Source organism: Actinophytocola sp., from assembly GCF_045807065.1.
Lineage (GTDB): Bacteria > Actinomycetota > Actinomycetes > Mycobacteriales > Pseudonocardiaceae > Actinophytocola.
This window is the reverse complement of the sequence record NZ_JBJMIE010000415.1, coordinates 1-6,661: the sequence shown is the minus strand read 5'-3', so window position 1 is coordinate 6,661 and position 6,661 is coordinate 1. Positions and strand designations below refer to the sequence as shown.

The following is a 6,661-nucleotide window of genomic DNA, read 5'->3' as shown; positions in this document are numbered from 1 at the left end:
CGTCCCCGCGTGGTTCGTGGGCGGGTACCGGGAGCTGCACCAGGTGACGACCGACTCGCAGCTGTTCGCGCGCGACACCAGGCGCTGGAACGGCTGGGAGAGCGTGCCGGACGACTGGCCGCTCCTGCAGCACCTCGTGCCCAACCCGTCGGTGATGTTCACCGAGGGCCCGGAGCACACGCGGCGGGCCGGCGCGCTGAGCGACGCGCTGGCGTCGATCGACCAGTTCGAGCTCGCCACCCAGTGCGAGCGGATCGCCGACCGCATGATCGACCGGTTCGCCGGCGCAGGCGAGGTCGAACTGGTGGGCCAGTACACGACGCGGGTTCCGTTGCGTGCCCTCGCGATGATCTGCGGGATGTCCGAGGACGAGGCGGGCGCGCTCGTGGACGACGCGATGGGCGGGCTCTCCACGTCGGCGGAGAACCAGATGCAGGCGTACGCGCGGATGCAGGAGGAGATGCAGCGGCTGATCGACGAGAAGCGCGTGAACCCGGGCGCGGACATGCCCTCGCACCTGCTGGGCGACGCCGCGAACCTGGCTACCGAGGAGATCCTGAACGACCTGCTGATCGTGCTGCTCGCCGGACACCAGCACACGACCAACTGGATCGGCAACACGATCGTCCTCATGCTCACCGACGAACGGTTCGCGGTCACCCTGTCCGGCGGGCGGGCCAGCGTCGGCGACGCGCTCACCGAGGTGTTGTGGCACAACACGCCCACGCAGAACTGGATCGGCCGCGTCGCCACCCGCGACACCATCCTCGGCGGCCAGCGCGTCCGCACCGGCGACCTCCTCGTGCTGGGCCTGGCCGCCGCGAACGCCGACCCCCAGGTCCGCCCGTCCGGCAGCACGGCCGGCAACCGCGCGATGATGTCCTTCGGCCACGGCGAGCACGGCTGCCCCTACCCGGCGCCGGAGCTGGCGGAGATCATCGCGAAGACGAGCATCGAGGTCCTCATCGACCGGCTGCCGGACCTCGTGCTGGCCGGCGAGCCGGAATGGCGGTCGACGGTGTGGACCCGCGGTCTGACCAGGCTCCCGGTGACCTTCACCCCGGCCTACGTCGGGTGACCGCGTGGCTCAGGGTTTCTCCCTGAGCCACGCGCCGCCGTCATCCGGTAGGAAGGCCTCATGCGAAGGGGCATTCACTGGAGCGCGGCGTTGCTCGCCGCCGCGACGGTTCTCAGCACCACCGTTTCCGAGGCGCCGGCCGAGACGCGGCACGGGTTGGGCGCCGACATCCGGTACACCGAGTACGGCGTGCCGCACATCACCGCGAGCGACTTCACCGGGCTCGGCTACGGGTACGGATTCGCCGCCGCCACCGACAACGTCTGCCAGCTGGCGAAGATCTACCTGACCGTCGACGCGCGGCGGTCGGAGTACCTCGGCGCGGACACGCCGTCCGACTTCGACTACGGGCCCGCCACGTCGAACCTGAACAGCGACCTGTACTTCCAGCAGATCAACGACTCCCGGGTGGTGGAGCACCTCATCGCCCAGCCGGCGCCGGCCGGCCCGCGGCGCGAGGTCCGCGACATCATCCGCGGGTACGCCGCCGGCTACAACCGGTACCTGCGGCAGGTCGGCGTCACCGACCCGACCTGCCGCGGCGCGGACTGGGTTCGTCCGATCACCGAGAAGGACGTCTACCGACACTTCTACGCGGTGTTCACCTACGCCGGCACCGCGCAGGTGATCGACAGCATCGCGAACGCGGCGGCGCCGACCACGCCGAGCACGCCGTCCGCGATCCCACCGGACGCCGTGGACCGGGTGCGCAAAGCCCTGGACGGCATGGACATGGGCAGCAACGCCGTCGCCGTCGGGTCGGCCGGGACGGCGAACGGGCGCGGCCTGCTGCTCGGCAACCCGCACTTCCCGTGGCAGGGCGGCCGCCGGTTCTGGCAGGCGCAGCTGACCGTGCCGGGCAAGCTGAACGTCAGCGGTGGGAGCCTGCTCGGCCTGCCGCTGATCCAGATCGGCTTCAACTCCGCCGTCGCGTGGAGCCACACCGTCTCCACCGCCACGCCGTTCGGTCTGTACCAGCTGAACCTGGTGCCGGGTGACCCCACGGCCTACCTCGTCGACGGCACGCCGGAGCGGATGACCAGCCGGCACGTGCGCGTCGGAGTCCGCAACGCCGACGGGACGCTCGGCACCGTCGAGCGCACGCTGTACTCGACGCGGTACGGGCCGGTCCTCTCCCCGGCGTTCGGGCTGCCGCTGGACTGGACCACCACCACCGCGTACGCGATGCGCGACGCCAACCGCGACAACCTGCGTGGCCTCAACACCTGGTTCGGCCTCGGGGAGGCCGGCAGCACCGAGGACATCGTGCACGTGCTGTCCGAGACACAGGGCGTGCCGTGGGTCAACACGATCGCCGCGGACCGCGACGGGCACGCGCTGTTCTCCGACATCCAGGTCGTCCCGCACGTGACCGACGAGCTGGCCGCGCGGTGCGGCACGCCGCTGGGCCAGATCCTGTTCCCCGGCGAGGGGATCTCGGTGCTGGACGGGTCGCGCGGGGACTGCGCGTGGGGCCGCGACCCGGACGCGCTCGTGCCGGGCATCTTCGGGCCGCACCGGATGCCGGTGCTCACCCGCGCGGACTACGTCGAGAACTCCAACGACAGCGCGTGGCTGTCCAACCCCCACCAGCCGATCACCGGCTACCCGCGGATCATCGGCGACATCGGCACCCAGCGCGCCCCGCGCACCCGCATGGGGGTCACCGCGGTGGAGGCGCGGCTCGGCACGTTCACCCGGCAGTCCATGCAGGACATGCTGTTCGCAGACCAGAGCTTCATGGGTGGCCAGGCCGCGGCCGCCGCGGCCCGGATGTGCGCGGCGTTCCCGGACGGGCGGGCGCCGACTTCGGACGGCGGCACCGTGCCCGTCGGCACCGCGTGCACCGCACTGTCCGGCTGGGACAGGACGATGACCGTGGACAGCCGCGGCGGGCTGCTGTTCGAGCGGTTCTGGCTGCGGGCGGCCAGGCTGCCCGACCTGTGGCTGGTGCCGTTCGACCCGGCGGACCCGATCGCCACGCCCAACACGCTCGACACGGCGAACCCTGCGGTGGCCCGGGCACTCGGCGACGCCATCGCCGACCTGCGCGGAGCGGGGATCGCGCCGGACGCGCCGCTGGGGGACAACCACTACGTCGTGCGTGACGGCGTGCGGATCCCGATCCACGGCGGGCACGACGCGCAGGGCGTGCTCAACATGATGATCCCGGTGTGGGACCCGAGCGCCGGCGACGTCGAGGTGGTCCACGGGTCGAGCCACATCCAGGTCGTGTCGTTCACGGGTGGCCGGTGCCCGGACGCGGCGACCCTGCTGACCTACTCGCAGTCGAGCGACCCCACGTCACCGCACTTCGCCGACCAGACGAGGCTCTTCTCGGCGAGCGGCTGGGTGCGCTCGCGGTACTGCGAGCGCGACATCCTGGCGTCGCCGGCGCTGAAGGTGGTGCGCCTGCGCGGATAGTGCCCCACAGCTCACGCACAGTTTACTCAGGGTTTACACACATACGGGGCTCATACGTTCCGTGCTCACGTGTTCCCGCACAGTGAGGACAACCATGGACAACGACGATGAACCCGTAGGCCGCGTGCTGGGCCGGCGGCAGGCTCTCGCGATTCTGGGCATTTCCGGAGTGGCGTTGAGCGTCGCCGGTTCGGCCGGGGTCGCCGCGGCGGACACGTCGGCGAGGGCGGCGGACTGCGTCGACTGCGTCGTGAAGCCGGAGATGGTCGAGGGGCCCTACTTCGTGGACGAGGGGCTCAACCGCGCCGACATCCGCAGCGACCCGTCGGACGGCACGGTCTCCGCCGGCACCACCTTCGGGCTTGGCCTGCGGGTGCTGCGGATCGCGAACGGCCGGTGCACGCCGCTGCCGGGCGCGGTCGTGGACGTCTGGCACTGCGACGCGCTCGGCTCGTACTCCGACATCGCCTCCGAAGGCACCAGCGGCAAGAAGTTCCTGCGCGGCTACCAGGTCACCAACCGGGCGGGCCACGCCGGCTTCACGACGATCCTGCCTGGCTGGTACCGGGGCCGGACGGTGCACATCCACATCAAGGTCCGCACCACCGGCACCGACGGCAACCCGTACGAGTTCACCTCGCAGCTGTACTTCACCGAGGAGTTCAAGGCCGGGTACCTGACGGCGCCGCCGTACGCGTCGAAGGGCACACCGGACACCACCAACGCGCAAGACTTCATCTACACCGGCAACGGCGCGGGTGACCAGATGCTCCTGCACCCGCACCGCCTGGGCCGCGGCTACGCGGCGGAGTTCGCGATCGGCCTGGACCTGTCCGACACCGCGGTCGGCGGCGACGACGGCAACACCGGCGGCCCACCTCCGGGCGGCCCGCCACCCACCACCTGACCCCGCGAGTCCAACCCCCAAGACCCGCGTGTCCAACGTTCCGATCCCGCGAGTTCGACAAATCGTGCCGTCGTCCGCCGCACGATTTGTTGAACTCAGGGGTCCGGCGCGTTGGACACGCGGCCTACTGGGGTTGGCAGGTGATGGTGGGGACGGGGCGGGTGTTCGGGGTGCCGGGGGTGGTGGCGTTGAAGCCGAAGGTGGTCTGGCCGCCGGCCGGGACGGTGGTGTTCCAGTCGGCGTCGCTGACCGTGACGTCGGTGCCGCCGGCGCCGTCCTCGGTGAGCCGGCCGTTCCACAGGTCGCGGATGCCGTGGCCGGCGGGTAGCCGCCAGCGCACCGCCCAGCCCTCGAGCGTGGTGTCGCCGTCGTTGCGGACGGTCACCGACACCTGGTAGCCGCCGGGCCAGGAGTTGACGACGTCGTAGCTGGCCACGCACGTGCCGCCGGCCACGATCGGGCGCTGGGACGTGGACGGCGCGGCCGTGGTGGTCGACGACGGTGGCGCCGCCGCGGCGGCGCCACCCGAGGGCGTTCCGCGCAGCGCCACCCCGAGGAGCACGCCGCCCACCAGCAGTGCCACGCCCGCCGCCCCGATGGCGATCAGCAGACCCCGCCGGGGCGTGTGCGTCTGGTGCGCCTGTGGTGGCGCCGGCATCGCCACCGTCGGCGCCCGCGACCGCGGCACCGGGAACGACCGGCCTGCGGCGAACGTGGACAGGGCCTCGTGCGCGACCTTCATCGTCGGCCGCTCGGCCGGGTCGCGGCGCAGCAGCCACAGCAGCAGCTCGGTCAGCTCGCCGGCCCGCCGCGGCGGGGTCAGCTCACCCGCCGCGACCCGGTGCAGCAACGCGATCGGGTTGTCGTCGATCCCGAACGGCGGCAGACCCTCGATGACCGCGTAGAGCGTGGCGCCCAGCGAGAACACGTCCGAGCGGGGGGTCGCCTGCGCGCCGCCCGCGACCTCGGGGGCGAGGTAGGCGGGCGTGCCGGCGAGGATCCCGGTCGTGGTCACGGTGGCCACGCCGACCGCGCGGGACACCCCGAAGTCGGTGATCTTCGCCGTGCCGTCCTCGGTGATCAGGATGTTCTCCGGCTTGACGTCCCGGTGCACGATCCCAGCGGTGTGCGCCGCCGCGAGCGCCGCGGCGACCTGCGCGCCGATGGCGGCGGCCTCCTGCGGCGGCAACCCGCCCCGGGAGACGAGCACGGCGTCGAGCGGCTCGGAACGCAGGTACTCCATGACCAGGCACGGCCGGCCGCCGTGGGTCACCACGTCGTGGACGGAGATGGCGTTGGGGTGGCGCAGTTTCGCCGCGATGCGTGCCTCACGCATCGCGGCGGCGCTCGCCTGTTCCGGCGTCGCCGTCCCCAGCTCCTGGTCCGGCGAGTCACCGAGCAGCAGCTGCTTGACGGCGACCTCGCGCTCCAGCCGCTCGTCGTGCGCCAGCCACACGACGCCCATGGCGCCGCGACCGATCACCGACTCGAGTCGGTACCGCTCGGCGACCAGCTCACCCTCGTCCATCGAGGGTCACGCTAGCGTGCCGCCGCGTGCGGGAACACCGCGCCGGCGTCGTACGGCTCGCCGGCGTACCGGCGGCGTCCGTTCCGCGGGCCGCCCGCCGCACAGCCGGGGCCGGTCGTCGACACGCGTGAACCGGGACGGTCACCGCACACGTCAGTCCTTCTCCAGCTCGGCCAGTGTCGTCCGCACGCCGCGCGCCTGCGGCATGCCCAGCCGTTCGTAGACGTCGAGGGCCTCACGCAGGTACGCGCGCCCGTTGCCCGCGTAGCTGGCCCGGATCAGGCACCGGCCCATGCCCTCCAGTGCCCTGGCCACCGCGACGAACCCGCCGAGGTCACGCGCGAGCCGCAGCGCGCGTTCGTGGTAGGTGAACGCGTCCCCGGCCTCCGGCCAGTCCAACGCGAGCGTGCCGAGGTTGTTCAGCGCGTCGATCGTGCCGGTGGGGTCGCCGATCTCCTCGCACAGCGCGAGTGCGCGGACCAGGCTCGCGGTGGCCTCCTGGCAGCGCCCGGACAGGTGCGCGAGCACCCCGAGATCGTTGTAGATGCCCGCCTCGCACAGCCGATCGCCGATCTTGTCGCACAGCTCCAGCGCGCTCTGGAGCGTTTCGGCCGCCGCCAGGTGGTCGGCGGGCGTCCGGTCACCGCCGAGGTAGCGCGTCATCGCCAGCCCCCGCAGCGCGTCCGCCTGACCCTGGTAGCTGCCCAGCTCGACGAACAGCGTG

At 72.2% G+C, this 6,661-nt stretch carries 5 protein-coding genes; 3 read left to right on the top strand and 2 right to left on the bottom strand.

Going from position 1 to position 6,661, the window contains the following annotated elements:
- The 3 genes from ACJ73U_RS24160 to ACJ73U_RS24150 all read left to right on the top strand — a co-directional run.
- Positions 1–1,078 (top strand): cytochrome P450 (locus ACJ73U_RS24160; RefSeq protein WP_407779975.1); only part of this gene is annotated, 1,078 nt, incomplete at its 5' end.
- Between the two features lie 60 nt (positions 1,079–1,138).
- Entirely contained in the window at positions 1,139–3,502 is a 2,364-nt protein-coding gene (locus ACJ73U_RS24155; protein ID WP_407779974.1) for a penicillin acylase family protein, read from the top strand.
- A gap of 94 nt (positions 3,503–3,596) precedes the next feature.
- Positions 3,597–4,409 carry a twin-arginine translocation pathway signal protein gene (locus ACJ73U_RS24150; RefSeq protein ID WP_407779973.1) on the top strand — a complete coding sequence of 271 codons (813 nt, stop codon included), beginning with the start codon at positions 3,597–3,599 and terminating at the stop codon, positions 4,407–4,409.
- A 124-nt stretch (positions 4,410–4,533) separates the two neighbouring features.
- Here the strand turns inward: ACJ73U_RS24150 and ACJ73U_RS24145 are convergent, their stop codons facing one another.
- Complete coding sequence (locus ACJ73U_RS24145) at positions 4,534–5,937, bottom strand: protein kinase domain-containing protein (protein ID WP_407779972.1); 1,404 nt, start codon at positions 5,935–5,937, stop codon at positions 4,534–4,536.
- A gap of 153 nt (positions 5,938–6,090) precedes the next feature.
- On the bottom strand, positions 6,091–6,661 hold a 571-nt coding region (locus ACJ73U_RS24140; protein ID WP_407779971.1), incomplete at its 5' end, for a tetratricopeptide repeat protein.

What these genes read in the sequence shown, in the direction of transcription:
- ACJ73U_RS24145 (WP_407779972.1), bottom strand. Translation starts at nt 5,937, where the DNA reads ATGGACGAGGGTGAGCTGGTCGCCGAGCGGTACCGACTCGAGTCGGTG.
- ACJ73U_RS24155 (WP_407779974.1), top strand. Translation starts at nt 1,139, where the DNA reads ATGCGAAGGGGCATTCACTGGAGCGCGGCGTTGCTCGCCGCCGCGACG.
- ACJ73U_RS24150 (WP_407779973.1), top strand. Translation starts at nt 3,597, where the DNA reads ATGGACAACGACGATGAACCCGTAGGCCGCGTGCTGGGCCGGCGGCAG.